This is a genomic window from uncultured Flavobacterium sp. (assembly GCF_963974175.1).
Classification (GTDB): domain Bacteria; phylum Bacteroidota; class Bacteroidia; order Flavobacteriales; family Flavobacteriaceae; genus Flavobacterium.
The window spans coordinates 25,000-40,736 of record NZ_CAXBBR010000017.1 but is presented as its reverse complement, the minus strand read 5'-3'; the positions used below and the strand labels follow the sequence as shown (position 1 = coordinate 40,736).

At 35.4% G+C, this 15,737-nt stretch carries 13 protein-coding genes; 3 read left to right on the top strand and 10 right to left on the bottom strand.

Features of this window, described 5'->3' with window-relative positions:
- Window positions 1-274 precede the first annotated feature (274 nt).
- The 3 genes from AAC069_RS16930 to AAC069_RS16920 all read right to left on the bottom strand — a co-directional run bounded on the left by AAC069_RS16930 (window position 275) and on the right by AAC069_RS16920 (window position 6,454).
- Window positions 275-2,164 (bottom strand): cation-translocating P-type ATPase, encoded by a 1,890-nt coding sequence (locus AAC069_RS16930; RefSeq protein WP_339921614.1) that lies wholly within the window; start codon window positions 2,162-2,164, stop codon window positions 275-277.
- A 24-nt stretch (window positions 2,165-2,188) separates the two neighbouring features.
- Complete coding sequence (locus tag AAC069_RS16925; RefSeq protein ID WP_339921613.1) at window positions 2,189-5,032, bottom strand: pitrilysin family protein; 2,844 nt, start codon at window positions 5,030-5,032, stop codon at window positions 2,189-2,191.
- 291 nt (window positions 5,033-5,323) lie between these two features.
- Window positions 5,324-6,454 carry a Rieske 2Fe-2S domain-containing protein gene (locus AAC069_RS16920; RefSeq protein ID WP_339921612.1) on the bottom strand — a complete coding sequence of 377 codons (1,131 nt, stop codon included), beginning with the start codon at window positions 6,452-6,454 and terminating at the stop codon, window positions 5,324-5,326.
- 324 nt (window positions 6,455-6,778) lie between these two features.
- On the opposite strand from AAC069_RS16920, the gene AAC069_RS16915 reads away from it, so the two are divergent.
- Complete coding sequence (locus AAC069_RS16915; RefSeq protein WP_339921610.1) at window positions 6,779-7,219, top strand: hypothetical protein; 441 nt, start codon at window positions 6,779-6,781, stop codon at window positions 7,217-7,219.
- A gap of 87 nt (window positions 7,220-7,306) precedes the next feature.
- On the opposite strand, the gene AAC069_RS16910 is transcribed toward AAC069_RS16915, so the two are convergent.
- From AAC069_RS16910 to AAC069_RS16885, 6 genes are all read right to left on the bottom strand, one after another.
- A complete protein-coding gene (locus AAC069_RS16910; RefSeq protein WP_339921609.1) occupies window positions 7,307-8,554 on the bottom strand; it encodes a peptidylprolyl isomerase in 1,248 nt (415 codons plus the stop codon).
- Window positions 8,555-8,595: 41 nt separating this feature from the next.
- Window positions 8,596-9,720 (bottom strand): peptidylprolyl isomerase, encoded by a 1,125-nt coding sequence (locus AAC069_RS16905; RefSeq protein WP_339921608.1) that lies wholly within the window; start codon window positions 9,718-9,720, stop codon window positions 8,596-8,598.
- A gap of 19 nt (window positions 9,721-9,739) precedes the next feature.
- Entirely contained in the window at window positions 9,740-10,426 is a 687-nt protein-coding gene (gene gldI, locus AAC069_RS16900) for a gliding motility-associated peptidyl-prolyl isomerase GldI (RefSeq protein ID WP_339921607.1), read from the bottom strand.
- 6 nt (window positions 10,427-10,432) lie between these two features.
- Complete coding sequence (locus tag AAC069_RS16895) at window positions 10,433-11,440, bottom strand: bifunctional oligoribonuclease/PAP phosphatase NrnA (RefSeq protein ID WP_339921606.1); 1,008 nt, start codon at window positions 11,438-11,440, stop codon at window positions 10,433-10,435.
- 67 nt (window positions 11,441-11,507) lie between these two features.
- Entirely contained in the window at window positions 11,508-12,764 is a 1,257-nt protein-coding gene (locus AAC069_RS16890) for a voltage-gated chloride channel family protein (protein WP_339921605.1), read from the bottom strand.
- Window positions 12,765-12,808: 44 nt separating this feature from the next.
- Window positions 12,809-13,219 (bottom strand): RidA family protein, encoded by a 411-nt coding sequence (locus AAC069_RS16885; protein ID WP_339921604.1) that lies wholly within the window; start codon window positions 13,217-13,219, stop codon window positions 12,809-12,811.
- Window positions 13,220-13,480: 261 nt separating this feature from the next.
- Here AAC069_RS16885 and AAC069_RS16880 point away from each other — a divergent pair, with 261 nt between their 5' ends.
- The gene (locus AAC069_RS16880) at window positions 13,481-14,077 is read left to right on the top strand and encodes a hypothetical protein (RefSeq protein ID WP_339921603.1); all 597 of its coding nucleotides are present in this window, start codon (window positions 13,481-13,483) and stop codon (window positions 14,075-14,077) included.
- 186 nt (window positions 14,078-14,263) lie between these two features.
- Entirely contained in the window at window positions 14,264-14,965 is a 702-nt protein-coding gene (locus AAC069_RS16875; protein WP_339921602.1) for a hypothetical protein, read from the top strand.
- A 17-nt stretch (window positions 14,966-14,982) separates the two neighbouring features.
- On the opposite strand, the gene AAC069_RS16870 is transcribed toward AAC069_RS16875, so the two are convergent.
- Window positions 14,983-15,510, bottom strand: coding sequence for a hypothetical protein (locus AAC069_RS16870; protein WP_339921600.1), 528 nt, complete (start codon window positions 15,508-15,510; stop codon window positions 14,983-14,985).
- Window positions 15,511-15,737 lie beyond the last annotated feature (227 nt).

Sequence of the window (15,737 nt, the reverse complement as noted above, 5' to 3'; positions counted from 1 at the left end):
CTAACATTTTAATTTGATTTGGAAAAAGTGCGACAATTAGCAAGGCACTTGCTTATTAGTATGAAAGTTAGTGAATTATATCCAATTCAGTATTGTGAACTTATTTTTTTTAGAGTGAAATACCATACAAAAAAAGGAGACGGGAAATAAGTAGTGGATGTTTAGTGTTGAAAATTAGTTAATAATTTTTATCAAGCTTTCGTTGATTTTCATCACCAAAAGGAGCAAGTCATTAGACAAATATAATTTCGTAAAATAAGAGATGCATTAGTCTTTATTTATTTTCAAATTTCATCAAGCTTAGACTCAGTAAAATTACAACCAAAGTAACACCTACATCTGCAGCAATCGCGAAAACTAAATTGCTGTATCCCAGAAAGGCTAATGCGATAAAAAGCACTTTTACAGCAATGGCTCCTATGGTATTGGTTTTTATCCTTAACAGTGTCTTTTTACTGAGACGAATTAGAAAGGGGATAAGGGAAAGTTTATCGTTCATTAAGGCAATATTGGCAGTTTCAATTGCGGTATCGCTTCCGGCGGCTCCCATTGCAATTCCCACAGTACTCAATGCCAGAGCTGGCGCATCGTTTATCCCGTCACCTACCATGGCGACGTTACCATACTCTTTTAAAAGTGCGCTCATTTTTTCCGATTTATTTTCTGGTAGTAATCCTCCAAATACTTTTTTAATGCCAACGGTATTAGCCACATAATGAGCTGCTTTTTCACTATCTCCTGTTAGCATTATTAGCTCGATATTAAGCGCTTGCAATTCTTTTATGGCGGCAATACTATCTGGTTTTATGGCGTCGGTCAAGCCAATGATACCAGCTACGCCTTTCCCAAAACTAACTACTACACTTGTTTTACCCTGAGAAGCTAATTGTTCGACAATTTTTTCAGCCTCTTCGGTTACTTCGTGATATTCTCGAATGAATTCAAGTTTACCCACATAAACAGTTTCGTTCTCACAAACCAGACATTTTGCAATGGCTCCTTTTCCCATGATGCTTTTAAAACCTTCGGCTTTATGCGGTTCAAAACCCTCAGCTTTGCTTGCCGTAACAATGGCTTGCGCCAATGGATGTTCAGAGAAAAGTTCTGTTCCGGCAGTACACGCTAACAGCTCTTCACGACTAGTTCCGTTTAACGGAAAAATATCTGAAACGATAGGAGTTCCATAAGTGATAGTTCTGGTTTTGTCTAAGGCAATCGCTTTGACTTGAGCCATGGCCTCGATGTATTTCCCTCCCTTTACCAGAGCTCCTTTTGCGGAAGCATTCCCTATCGCTGCATAGATGGCAACCGGAGTAGAGATTACAAGCGCACACGGGCACGCAATCACTAAGAGCGTAATGGCTTGTTTCAACCAAAGGTCAAAATCCAGGTCTAGTATAAAAACGGGTATTGCAAACACCAAAACTGCCATGGCAATAATAGTTGGTGTATAGAATTTAGAAAAACGTTGAATGAATTTTTGTGTGTCACTTCTGGATGCCGCTGCTTCAAATGTCAGCCGAATTATTTTTGCAAAGGTGGTATCTATAGAAAGGGTCGTCGTTTCCATTTCGACAAAACCATTTTTATTGAGCGTTCCCGCAAATAAAATATCGCCAGGACGTTTGTCTTTTGGAATAGGTTCTCCGGTAATGGCCGCTTCATCAACCGTCGTTTCTCCTGATACTATTCTTCCGTCTAATGGAATCATTTCGCCAGGTTTCACTTGAATAATGGAGCCTACAGCAACTTTATTTACTGGTATGGATTTGTTTTCTGATTTTACAAAAGCGGTTTTTGGGGCTAGATTAACTAATTGGTCTAATGCCGATTTTGAATTTTCAAGACCGATATCCTCCAGACGCTCACCCAAAACATAGAGAACAATAACAACTGCCGCTTCAGGGTATTCTCCCAAGTAAAAGGCCGCAACAACTGCGATGGTCATCAGTAAATTGATACTGCTGAATTTAAGTTTGAAGATTGCTTTTATTCCATTTATCAAAACCTCGTGACCAATTCCTATGATAAATGCGGCGAAAATAAAAGGTCCGTAGGGCATAGGAATGTGAATGCCAATAATCGATAAAATTTCTAAAATGATAACAATCGTAACGGAGGAAAGTAGAAAAAGAAATTTTTTATCGTCTATTGGCAATCTCATAAGCTTAATTTTATTCTGTTTATTTTAATTGTTATTCTCTGTTTTGTTTAAAAGAACAGGGACTCCAAAACCAATTTGCTCTAACTTCTGCAATTGTGTCTCCGCATCGCCCACAATTAAATAAATCATCTTGTTAGAGTTTAGATACTTATCAGATAGAGCTTTTATATCGTCGATAGCAATATTTTTAACTGTATTTTCCCTTTGTTTGGCGTAGTCAACAGGGAAGTTATAATTACTTATTTCATAAAGCATGTTCAATTTAGAAGCCATTGTTTCAAATTCTCTAGCGTTGCTTTTAATCAAATATCCTTTTGTTACATTGAGGTCGTTTTCATTGAAATTTATACCATATTGTTCTACAATTTCTTTTATTAAACGCACTGACTCATAAGTTACATTTGATCGTACCCCGCTATAAATCGTAAAAGGACCTTTGTTGTTGGAACCGATAAATGAAGAACCTATTCCATAGGTATATCCTTTGCCTTCACGTAATTCTTGTGTAAGCTGCGATGCAAAACTACCTCCTCCTAAACGATAATTCATGATGTCAGCAGGGTAGAAATCTGCATCTGTGGCAGCTAGTGCTGGATACCCAATTCTTATTACCGATTGTTTTGCGCCGGGAACATCGTAGAAATAAATTTTAGAATTTGCAGGTGCATCTGCAATTTTTGTTGTTGGGATTGTCACTTCTTTAGGCTTCCAGTTTTTATTTAAAGTAGCTAGTGAGCTGTTCACTTGCGCTTTTGAAATAGCACCTACAATTTGGAAATTAGTAACAGAAGGTGAAATGTTTTGGCTGTAATAAGTTTTTAAATCATCAATACTAATGCTATTGATTGAATTTTCGGTACCAATTCGATTATTCATTAAAATAGATTCTTTTCCATAAACTAATTTCTTGAATTCATTTCTCGCAATACTGTTTGGATCCGCTTTTTGCTGTATCACTTGACTCAATGTACTTTGTTTTATCAAATCAAATTCTTTGGTATCCCAACGCGGTTCTAATACAATTTCCTGAACTAATTTCATTGTTTCATTGTAATTCTTTGCCAGTGTATTTCCTGTAATTAAAATGGATTCATCGGTTGCAAATGCGTTAATTGTGGCTCCTAGGCTTTCAATAGCATTTTCTAATTGCTCCGGTGTTCTATTTTTAGTTCCTTTTGTCAGTAACTGAGCTAGCATATTTGAAACACCTATTTTAGTAGGGTTTTCTAGTAACATCCCTCCTTTTATTTGCATTTGAAACTGTACCAGTGGCACTTCATGGTTTTCAATTCCCAAAAGAGTTAATTTAGAGGGCGATTTTTCTTTCCATACTAATGGCAATATTACTTCCGGGCTTGCACCATAGATAGGCTCTATACTGCGGTCAAAGCTTGAATGTGTTTTTTCATAAGTTGCAGCAATACTTGCATCGAATGACTCTTCTTTACCTTCAATTATTTTTTCTTCAACAACCTTCGCTAAGGTTGATCCTTCTAATGCCAAATTAGCTTCGCCTTTTGGTACAAAACTAGTTGCAATGAAATGTTTGTCTTTTATATATTTTTTATAAACTCGCATTACATCTTCTTTCGTTACAGCAAGGATGTTTTTTACATCTTGATTAATGAAATCAGGAGTTCCTGCAAAGATTTCATATTGGGCTAACTGAAATCCTTTTCCTAAAACACTCGATAGTCCGTTGTAAAAAGCAGTTTCCTGCCCCGCTTTAATTCGGTCTAAATCCTGTTGCGAAATACCTTGGCTTTCAAAGTTTTTAAAGGCTTCATTTATACCAGTCATCACGGCATTCAATTCTGTTTTATCAAAAGCAACAACATTGAGGATGTATTGTCCGGCTATTTCAGAGTTGTATTGCGATAATTCAACTTCATCGGTTAGTTTTTTATCTTCTACTAGTGTTTTGTATAAGGGCGCTTTCTTACCTTTAGAAAGATAACTAGCCAAAACCTCTAGCGCATAACTATCAGGATGGTATTCATATACAGACGGCCAGGTTAGTGTAAGCTGTGGCAAACGCGCAAAATTATCCTCAAAATAGAATTTTTTAGTTTCAGTGAGGGTTACAGGCTGTTTTTCCATTTTAGGAATAGCCTCACCACGTTTTATTTCGCCAAAATATTTTTGTACCCATGCTTTGGCTTGTTTGACATCGAAATCACCAGCAATGGTTAGCGTTACATTATTAGGAATATACCAGCGGTTGTAGAAATCTTTTACGTCTTGAAGAGATGCGTTTTGTAAATCTTCTAAAGAACCAATTACTTCCCAATGGTACGGGTGGTTTTCAGGATATAAATTTTTATTGATTACGGCAAAATTATTTCCATAAGGTCTGTTGTCGTAACTCTGTCTTTTCTCATTTTTAACGACTTGCTTCTCTTTGGCAAGGACTGGGTCTGTAACCGTATTGATAAAATAGCCTAGTTTATCGGCTTCAGCCCATATCATTTTTCCTAAGGCATCTTTTGGAACGGTTTGAAAATAATTTGTACGGTCTCTGCTGGTAGAACCATTAGCTCCTGAGCCTCCAATGCGGGCACTCATTTTATCCAAACCACCTTTTCCTAGATTCTCTGACTCTAAAAATAATAGATGTTCAAATAAATGGGCAAAACCAGTACGACCGATTTTCTCTCGTGCTGATCCCACATGGCTAGTTAAGGCAACAGCAACAACGGGGTCAGATCGATCAATATGCATAATGACATGCAGGCCATTGTCTAAGGAGAATTGTTCAAATTCTACTTTGAACTCTTTGGATTTTGTAGTTTTGGTTTCGTTTTGTGAATAAGAAACTAATACCGTGAATAGGAAAATTGGGAGTGTTAAAAACTGGAATGATTTCATTTCGAAATTTTAAATTATTGTTTTTTACTAAGCGGAGCTATGAAAGTTAGACTCCATGTTTTACTGGAATAGTCTCCCGTTTCTTTGACAAAAAAAGGGTGCTATCTACTTTTTTAATAACGGGAACTAAGTTAATGAAAAATAATGTTTCCTTCTGTTAATGTAGGATTTTTTCTAATAGCGTGAAGACTGTTATAAGTAATAGAGTACATCAAGTGGCAGTAGCTTATTTATAAGGCGTGAAACAGCTTTATTAAAAGAAATTTTTTAGAGTAGCACTTTCATCTGAGGCTATATATTCATATCCGGATTTTCAATATCTGCAGAAAAAGAATCTTGTTGATGAGGTTTAGGTGCGATTATTTTGACGGTGTTCATGTTTTTTATTTGGGATAAAGTTTCAACACAGTTGTCTACCATTTCTTCGGTGGTGCGCTTTATATAGTCACTCTTTTTAAATTGCAATACATTCTTGTCCATGTCTTCGGCCGTCCATCCTCTGCTCCATCCTACAAAGCTGAAAGGGGGAAAGACAAAACCCAAATCAGTAAAAAACCACATTAATTGACCTGCAACGGATTGGATGTTGTCCTGACCACCAGTAATAATGAAAGCCGCTACCTTATTTTTAATTAAAATATTATTGTTTAATGTAATTTGATTTTGCACCGTATTAAGGCGTTCCGCCATTTTATAATACAAGGATGATGCATTTCCCCATCGGATAGGAGTGGCCAGTAGAACGATATCAGCCCACAATACCATTTCCCGATAGACTTGTGTCATGCCGTCTTTTCCGTCCATTTCGGTAATGCTACACGGCCAAGTGCAAGCATTCATATGTTGAGAATAATAGCCTTCACAATGCCGAAATTTCAATTGCCGTAGCTTAAGTATTTTTGTTTTTGCGTCATATTTTTTAGAAGCATAAGCCAAGGCTTTTTCAAGCGCGTCTTCGGATGTGCTGAACCGCGCTAAATTATCATTCATATTGGTTGTTGAGATTCCCAGTATGTTTAAAGAAGTTCCTGTAGTTTGGTATTTTAGTTGAATCAAATCCTCCAATGCACTTAGATCATGTTTCGCTGTTTTAGATTTAACAATAGGTTCTTCGCTTATTAGAATACTATCATCTTCTATCTTTATTTCATAAACAGACTGTTGGTCCTCGTAACCCGGTGGTGCTTTCCCCGTTTCGATATTGTATTCCCAGCCATGCCAGGGACATGTTACATACATGGCACCGTATTTCTTTTCAATACAACCTAATCCTAGTGGTCCTCCTTTATGTAAACAAGCGTTACCAATAGCGGTAATTTTTCCGTTGAAATGAAACAGAGCCACTTTTGAGTTGTTTACTTTCACTATTTTACTACAGCCTTCCGGTAGTTCAGAAAGCGAGGCTACTTTTATGAAATCCATTTTCGAATAATTTAATGTTTGAAACAAAAAATCGTGTTATCATGTGAGTACTTTTTTCCAAATGTACTTTTAGAAATTGGTTGATGATAGCGGTATTTCCTGCAGCGATTAAGCTACCGTGAATTAGATATTTAGGTAATGATTTAGAGCTTAGCGTGTTCGGCTACATAAAGATAAGGAAAAAGCAATGAATTGCAAAATGGTTACAAGAATGTAGCCCTCGCAAGAATTACTACTATTAAGAAGACATCTAAAATGATAAAAAAATAAAACATAGCGTACATTGCCAAAAACTTTGCGAACTTTGCATTAAAATAGAATCAGATGAAAATAAACTTAAAGAACGGAATTGATCAACTCATTTTCGGGATGAAACAAAAGGATGTTACTGCTATATACGGTAAACCAGATAGAAATTACAAAGACGAAGATGACAACGTTATTTTTGCTTATAACACACTCAAAATTCGTTTGACATTCTACAAAGAGGAGGACTTTAAACTAGGATATATGGTGGCTTCTAATCCAAATTTGGAGTTGTTCGGACAAAAAGTGATCAATAGAAAAATCAGTGAAGTCAAAAAAGAATTGACTGCAAAAGGAGTGGCTAAATTTACTCAAGAAGAATTTGATACTTTCGAGAACTATTTTAACGAAGACAATTGGATTATCTTTCAAACAGAATTTGATGAGGTTGTAAAAGTGGAAGTAGGCGCAATCATCAACCAGAAAGATGAATTTGACTGGAAGTTTAAAAGCAAATAATAGCTATAGAACTCTATAAATAACAAAACCCGATACATTTTAATGTATCGGGTTTCTGTTTTTAAAGGCTCTTTAAAAGGCTTTGTATTATTGTTTTGGTGTTGTTGGTTTTTCAAACATTTCTAATTCAAAAATAAGAGTTGCATTTGGCGGTATAACATTACCTGCACCTTGTTCTCCGTAAGCTAATTTAGCAGGGATAAATGCCGTTACCTTGTCTCCATAAGACATTAAAGATAATACTTCTAAAAAGCCAGGAATCATACCGTCTTTTTTTCCTGCTTGAAAAGGAAAAGCCTGGTATCCGTTTTGTGCGGCTCTATACTGATCGTATTTACCGTACGATTTATTTACGTCTTCATAGCTACTGTCAAATAAGCTTCCATCTTCAAAATAACCGGCATAGTGAAAATAGAAAGTACTACCGTCAATCGGTTTTACATCTGTACCTTTTTGAACTATTTTGTAAGTCAATCCGGAAGGTGTTGTAGTAGCGGTTGCTTTTACAGTGGCGAAATAAGCCTTTTTTGCAGCGATTACTGGTGCATATTTTTCCATATAGACTTTTTTACTTTCTGCTTCAGCCGCTGCTTGCTTCGCTTTGTTTTCTGCTTCAGCTGCTACTTGTTTCGCTTTATTTTCGGCATCGATTAATGCTTGTTTTTTATCATCTACCGTTTTATTTAGAAAATAATCTGAGAATACTTTCGGAGCATCAAACTTTTTTGCCAAAGCACCTTTTCTTGTAATAGTTATCTTTGTAATCGCATCACCCTGAGCAATCGCATTTACGACGTTCATACCCTCAGTTACATGGCCAAAAATAGTGTGCTTTCCGTTTAACCATGGCGTATCTTTATGAGTTATAAAAAATTGAGTGGAATTGCTCGCTGGACCAGAGTTGGCCATAGCCAAAACACCACTTTTGTCAAACTTAAGGTCAGTGACTTCATCTTTAAAAGCGTAGCCAGCAGTACCACCACCACTTCCTGTAGGATCTCCTCCCTGAATCATAAAGTCTTTGATGACTCTGTGAAATTTTAAACCATCATAAAAAGGTTTTCCCTTCAGATTATCATTGGTAACAAAAGTGTTTTTTCCTTCAACAAGCGAAATAAAATTAGCAACCGTAATAGGTGTTTTTTCAAACTCTAACTGAGTGGTTATATCGCCTTTAGTTGTTGAAATAGTGGCAAAGATACCTTCGACAACTGGAGCTTTTACTACAGCCTTAACTGCTGAGACAGGTTTCTTAGTAGGAACTATTTTTTTTGTGGTTTGAGCCTGTGCACTTAACATTCCGATGCACATTAAAAATAAAAGTTTAAGTTTCATTTTATATTTATTTAAGGAATAATTTATAAAGATCTATTCGGCTATTGAGGCATTACTTCCATTAATTCGATTTCGAAAACGATATTTGCATTAGGAGGAATTACATCTCCCGCGCCACCAGCACCGTAGGCTAAGTGAGAGGGGATGAACAAAATTGCTTTATCACCAAAAGATAATTTTTCTAACCCTTCAATGAAACCAGGAATCATGCCATCTTTTTTTCCAGCCTGAAAAGGGATTGGTTGATATCCATTTTGAGCGGCTCTGTCTGGATCAAACTTTCCATAAGTTTGAGCTACATTTTCTATACTCGTATCAAAAAGATGACCATCTTCTAGAAATCCTGCATAATGAATATATAGAGGTGCTCCCTTTGCCGGCTTTTTACCGCCTGCTTTGTGAGTAATCACATATTTAAGTCCAGTAGATGTTTTTATTGCTTTATTTTTTAGAGCATTAAAATATTTTACCTTGTCTTCACGGACATCTTTATATTTCTCGTCGTATTTTTTTTTGCTTTGCTCTTCTAAAGCCAGTTTTTGTTTTTGCTTTTCAGATTCAACAGAGAAGTAATCGTAGAATGTTTTTACCGCGTTAAACTTTTTTGCAGCTTCTCCTTTTCGAATAATTGTAACTTTATTCATGTAGTCGTTTTGCTCAATCAAGTTTACCACATCCATTCCTTTATCGACTACATGTCCAAAAATCGTGTGTTTGCCGTCTAACCATGGGGTTGCAACATGCGTAATGAAAAATTGACTGCTGTTAGTTGCAGGACCATTATTTGCCATTGCCAAGACGCCAGCACCATCAAAACGCAAATCGGTGATTTCATCTTTAAATTTATATCCGGCATCTCCTGAACCTGTACCTAAGGGATCTCCAGTTTGTATCATGAAATCTTTGATAACTCTGTGGAAACGCAATCCATCATAGAAGGGTTTTGCTTTCAGGTTGTCATTTGTAACAAAGTCATTTTTGCCTTCAGCCAAAGTAACAAAGTTAGCGACAGTAATAGGTGCTTTTTGATAATCTAAAGCTACTATAATGGGACCTTTGCTAGTTTCAATTTTAGCATATAAACCATCTGGAAGATTGCTGTTTTCCTCATTGCAGGAAGACAAAGTAACAATTGCGAGTAATACAAATAAGATGCTTTTTTTCATAACGATAGGGGTTAACTTACTATTTTAAAGTGTCTTTTGGTTTTATTGGGGTTGGGATTGTTTTTTTTATTGTAATAGGTACCTGCGGGGTACTGTCTGTTATTACTTTTTTTAGAGCTGGAACAGTAGAAATTGACTTTGTTTCCTTTTTATAAACGTCTTCCGGTTTGAAATCGTGCAATGTAACAGTGCAAATCAGAGGCTGGTTTGGCCCGATTCTTTTATTGTCACCATGGTAACCAAATCCCATATGCGAAGGAAAAAGAAAATTCACTTTTTCATTTTTATGCATTAGCTTGATACCATCTCTTAATCCCATCATGATGTCTTGTTTGTCGACATAATAGATTTGAGGTCTTAGTTCTAATTCGGAGTATATGATGGCTCCGCTAAGGTCTTTTATCTCATAGTCAAAGAAAACAACATCGCCTTTTTTAGGGGTTAAAGTGTCTACTTCATTTTCAGTGTCATAGGAATACCAATAGCCTTTTGAAGAAGCAATGTAATCCACTTCTGGTTTGCTTTTCATCAGTTTTTTTATCTGATCTTCTTCGCCAGCCACTAATTTTTTATTTCTTGCTACAGATTTTTTCATGAAACTCCCCGAAGTTTGAGAAATAGGTCTTCGGGCGTCCTGATGCTGTTTGCAACTGGAAACCATGACTGATAAAAATAAGGCAATTAAGATAATAGAACTAAATTTCATGATGTATTATACCGTTAGTTTTGTTATTAAATCCTCAAATTTGCTTACAGTTTCTTCCATCGATACTTCTGACTTTCCTCCTGCCGCATTGCGATGTCCTCCGCCTTGAAAATGGTCTCTTGCAAATTGATTGACATCAAAATCCCCTTGTGAGCGAAAGGATATTTTGATTATTTTTTCATCTTTATTTTCGATAAAAATAGCTGTAAAAACAATTCCTTTTATACTCAAACCGTAGTTTACGATTCCTTCAGTATCACCTTTTACGTAACCAAAGGTATTCAATTCATCTTGAGTTAACGTAGTGTAAGAGGTGTGATGTTCTGAAATTACTTTCAAGTTTTGTAGTGCTCTACCCAGAAGCTGTAATCTACTGTACGAACTGTTTTCAAAAAGTAAAGTAGGTATTTTAGTATTCTCGACACCTAAATCAATTAAATCGGCAACAATTCTATGTGTGTTTCCTGTAGTCCCTGGGAATCGGAAGGAACCGGAATCAGTTAGAATTCCAGTATAAATACAGGTTCCAATAGTCTTATCGATATCCTCTTTTTTACCAAGAAAAGAAATGAAGTTGTAGAGCATTTCACAAGTGGAACCAAAAGAAGTATCTGAATAGGTGTAAGCAGCATAATCATCAGGTTTTTGATGATGGTCAATCATTATAAATGGTGATTTCATCGAGGCTAAAGCAGCTTCCATATCGCCACCCACACGGTGTAAAGCATTGAAATCTAACGTAAAAATAAGATCGGCTGCCTCCAGTATTTTAGTGCAGTTTTCTTTGTCTTTTTCGAATATTTTAACGGTCTCTGAGCCTGGAAGCCAAGCAAGGAAATCCGGAAATTCATTTGGTGCAATCACGATAGGTTCATGATTGTTTTTTAATAAAAAGTGATATAATCCTAATGTAGAACCCATAGCATCTCCGTCAGGTCCTCTATGTGGAATGATTGCAATTTTTTTTGGTGTTGCCAATAACAACTGTATCGCTTGAATGTCTTGTATTTTCATAGTGTGCGAAATTACATTTTTTTAATGTAAAGTTGAAAACATTTAGAAATTAACGTTGCTTTTAAGATCAAAAATTATCTAATCTCCTTCTTTTAAATTTTTGATACAAAAGATGCTTAGGTCCTTTTACAATTTGGGAATGGTAAATTCCTACTGGTCCCGATGCTAAATAAGCTATAAAACAGCCAAGTCCGATAAATAGTCCGCTTTCTATTCCAAAGAGTTCTATTCCCATTATAGTGCAGGCAATTGGTGTATGAGTAGCGCCAGAAAAAACGGCCACAAATCCCATTCCCGCCAAAAGAGCAATAGGTAACGGAACAAAAATGGATAAGGCACTTCCTAATGTGGCGCCAATAAAAAACAACGGGGTAACTTCGCCTCCTTTGAATCCGGCACCTAAAGTAAATCCGGTAAACAATATTTTGAGTAGAAAGTCATAGTATTCACTTGGATTCGAGAAGGATTCAACAATAATAGGAACTCCTAGTCCTAGGTATTTTGTAGTACCGATGAAATACATGACAGATGCAAATAGAATTCCTCCTATGAAGGGACGTAGGGGGGGGTATTTGATTGTTTTCGAAAATAGCGTGCTCCAAAAATGAGTGCTTCTGGAAAAAAGCATCGCCGCCAAACCAAACAAAATACTAATAGGAATAATCCAAAGTAATATTGTTAAAGTAAAAGGAGGAATGATAGGAATAGAATAATGGGTGTGTTTTACTGCCCAGAACTCGACGGTGTAGTAAGCTATAAAGGCTACTAAAAAGGATAAAACAATGCTTTTGTAATTGATTTTACTGAAATAAAGCACCTCTAAAGCAAATAAAGCCCCTGCTAGTGGTGTGCCAAAAACAGAAGCAAATCCAGCACTGATTCCTAGAATGATAAGTGTTTTTCTTTCTGAATTATCGAGCTTGAAAAGTCCTGTAAATTGATCGGCTATTGCTCCTCCCATTTGTACAGCAGTTCCTTCACGACCAGCTGATCCACCAAATAAATGCGTTATTATCGTACCGATAAGCACTAACGGTGCCATTATTAAAGGAATCCTTTTTTTAGGAGTTTCATATTCTTCCAGTAATAAATTGTTGCCTTTTACGGCTTCCTTTCCGTAATAATGATATCCTAATCCAATTAATAATCCACCTATTGGCAAGAGCCAAATGATCCAGTTGTTCTGTCCTCGGTATTGTGCCGCCCACTCTAATGCTACTAATAAAATGGCAGAGGCTGAGCCAGACAAAAAGCCTATCAAAACACAAATGAAAATCCATTTGAGAGAGCCTTGTATAATTGTTTTTGTTTTTTCTGAATTCATTCGTTTCAACAGTGGGATTCCCCAAGCAATTTTTGGCTAAAGTATTACAATCCTGCCGAAATATTTTGTTTTTCAGGAAGTACCGCCGTAAATTCAATTTCCACAAGGTATTCAGGAGCTACTAATTTACTGATTTCATAGAAACCGGTCGTAGGTTTTACATCTTTAAAAAATTCAGCATGTGCTTTAGCCACGGCCTCAAAGGAAGTGATATCTGTAGTAAAAATTCGGGTTCGAATTACATCTTTCATACTCGCATCTAAATCTTCAAGGACTTTTTCTACTCTTTCAAGAATATTAAATGTTTGAGAGTAAGCATCATCAGCTTTTACTCTTTCCCCATCGACAATAGCTACCGTTCCAGAAACTTCAATAATATTTCCAATGCGTACAGCACGACAATAGCCCATTTTATCTTCCCAAGGCGAACCTGTTAATACGTTTTCTCTTTTCATTTTGATTATTTTTTTTGATTGTTATTTAAGGAATGTTGTTTGGTTATATAGTTTGGTATATTTTTTGCAATTTATAAAAAATAATAAAATAAAAAATACTGATTTTATATAAAAAAGTTCGATTTTGATAGGGTCGCTTTAGCATATTTCATATACTGAAACATACTATTTATGAAAATTTGAAGTTATAAAAAGAAGTTAAAGTATGCCATTTTTATGTTTTTATAATTTTGGTTTTTTATTTTTAAAAAAATTGAACAAATGATCAATAGATATACAAGAAGTATGAAGCAAATTTTCTTTTTTATTTTTTTATTAGGGATGATTTCCAATAGTTATTCTCAGGAAGAATTTAAAGACAAGTTTAAAGTGGTTCCTCCGAAAAACAAGAAATTGAAAATTGAACCAATAACTCCACATGATCCAGGGCCACCCCAAGTTAAACCTTATGTTGCTGCTGTCATACCAGAAAACACTTTTAAAGTACCCACTAATGATGTTATAATTGCTTCTGAAGCTTATAGAAGAAACCAAGATTTAGGAGTTTTTAAAACCGATTCTAATACTGCGAAGATAAGATATCGTGATGGAGCTTATGTTGACGGGGATAGAATTAGAATTTATGTAAACTATAAGGTGGTAGATTATGAAGTTTTATTGGAAGGAGATTTTAAAGGATTTGAAATTAAACTGGAAAAAGGGATAAATAGAATCGATTTCGAAGCATTAAATGAAGGTTTTGCCTCACCAAATACTGCAGAATTTGAAGTTTATGACGATAAGGGAACGATGATCTCTTCAAGCCAATGGAATATAGGCGAAGGATACAAGGCTACAATAATTGTAGACAAAAAATAATTTGAAAGCTATTTATTGGTTTTTAAAAAATTAGGAAGGGATATGATTCTATAATTAGAGTTTGTTTCAGTCCTATTTGGTTAAATTTTATTTAATGTTAGTTTAAGGTTTTGTTTTCTAAATAGAAAGCACGGTATATTTGTCGCAACTTGATATTTAGAGGATATAAAAACAAAGGGGTATAATATGAAACAGGGATTATTGTTTATTATGATGTGTTTTGCAATCAATGGATATTCTCAAACTGAGTTTAGTTCTAAGTTTAAGGCAATTCCCCCGATGGATACAAGCATTAAAACTAAAAAAGTAATTCCTGCAACGGTTGCGCCACCAGATATTGTCGCTCCTAATATTTTAAAAAAGCCCGAAGTCAAATTTCAGAGTACTAATTTTAAAATTGGTGGTCCTGATCCTATTTCTATGATTCAAACCAATGATTTTATTAATCCAGGCGATGAAGTAAGGGATAAAATGAATAAGAGTATTGAAAAATCATTAGTCAATAATGGATTAAAAGAGGACACATCGTATTTAAATGTAAAAGACTTAGATTTTGGAATCATTCGTACAAAGTCAAAATCTTTAATGATTCGCGTAAGAGACTATGGTGCAATTGATGGAGATTTAATAAAAGCTACCGTTATACACAATTATAAGGGTACTGTTTTGGCAAATAATTTATACTTAGAATCAAGTTTCAAAGATATCAAAATAGACCTTCAAGAAGGACTTAATTATTTAGAATTAGAGGCACTAAACCGTGGTGCTTTGGGAGGAAACACAGGCGCTTTTTACGTTTACGATAAAGAAGGGAACTTACTGCTGTCTGACTTGTGGAATAATTTTGATACAGGAGTCAAATCTAAATTTACATTTATTAAAGAATAAACGTTGCCTTTTTCGAACTAAAACGGATCTGCAGTAACTTTGAATTTCATATCTGCTTTTACTGTAATGTCTTGGGCTATAGTTTCTTTTATTACGGCTTTAGTTCGCAATTTATAGGAAGAGGCTTTGATGTATTTATCCAGTTTTTCAGTAGTCGTCGTAAGCGTTAAAGTGTTAGAAGTGGAGCTTATGTCATCTTTATAAGCCAATTCAATTTCGTCGTTTGCATCTGTTGAAATAAAAAGATGAATCGATTTTAAAAAGCTGAAAGATTTGTTAGCAGGATCAGTTATTGTCAACGTCAGCTCTTTTAGCTTCACGTCCTTTACTAAGTTAGCCTTAGTATTGTTATTCTCAAATTCGGCACTGGAGTTGGTCGTAACCTCCGGTGTTATTATACTCATAGCTGTTCCAATAGGAAACCCTGTTCCAATAGTAATGCTTGTTTGATTAGAAATTGTAAATGTCAGTAACTGATCTACAATACTACAAGAAACAATAAAAAGGCTTAAAGTGGCTAAGGCTGTATAAATATATTTTTTCAAAATGTTTTTTTATATTAATTCGATGCAAAAGTAATACTTATAAAATCAGTAATAGTTTATTAAACAAGTTTCTGTCACTTGTTTCGGTTTCCGCATGTTATTTTATTTATAAGCAACTAGCTGTAAGTGATTTATGATTTAAGGTACACTTGTCTGCCATGTGTAGTCCTTTCTTACGCTATCTAAAAATGATGAAGCATGCATTAGTAGAGTTGCATCGCTTTACT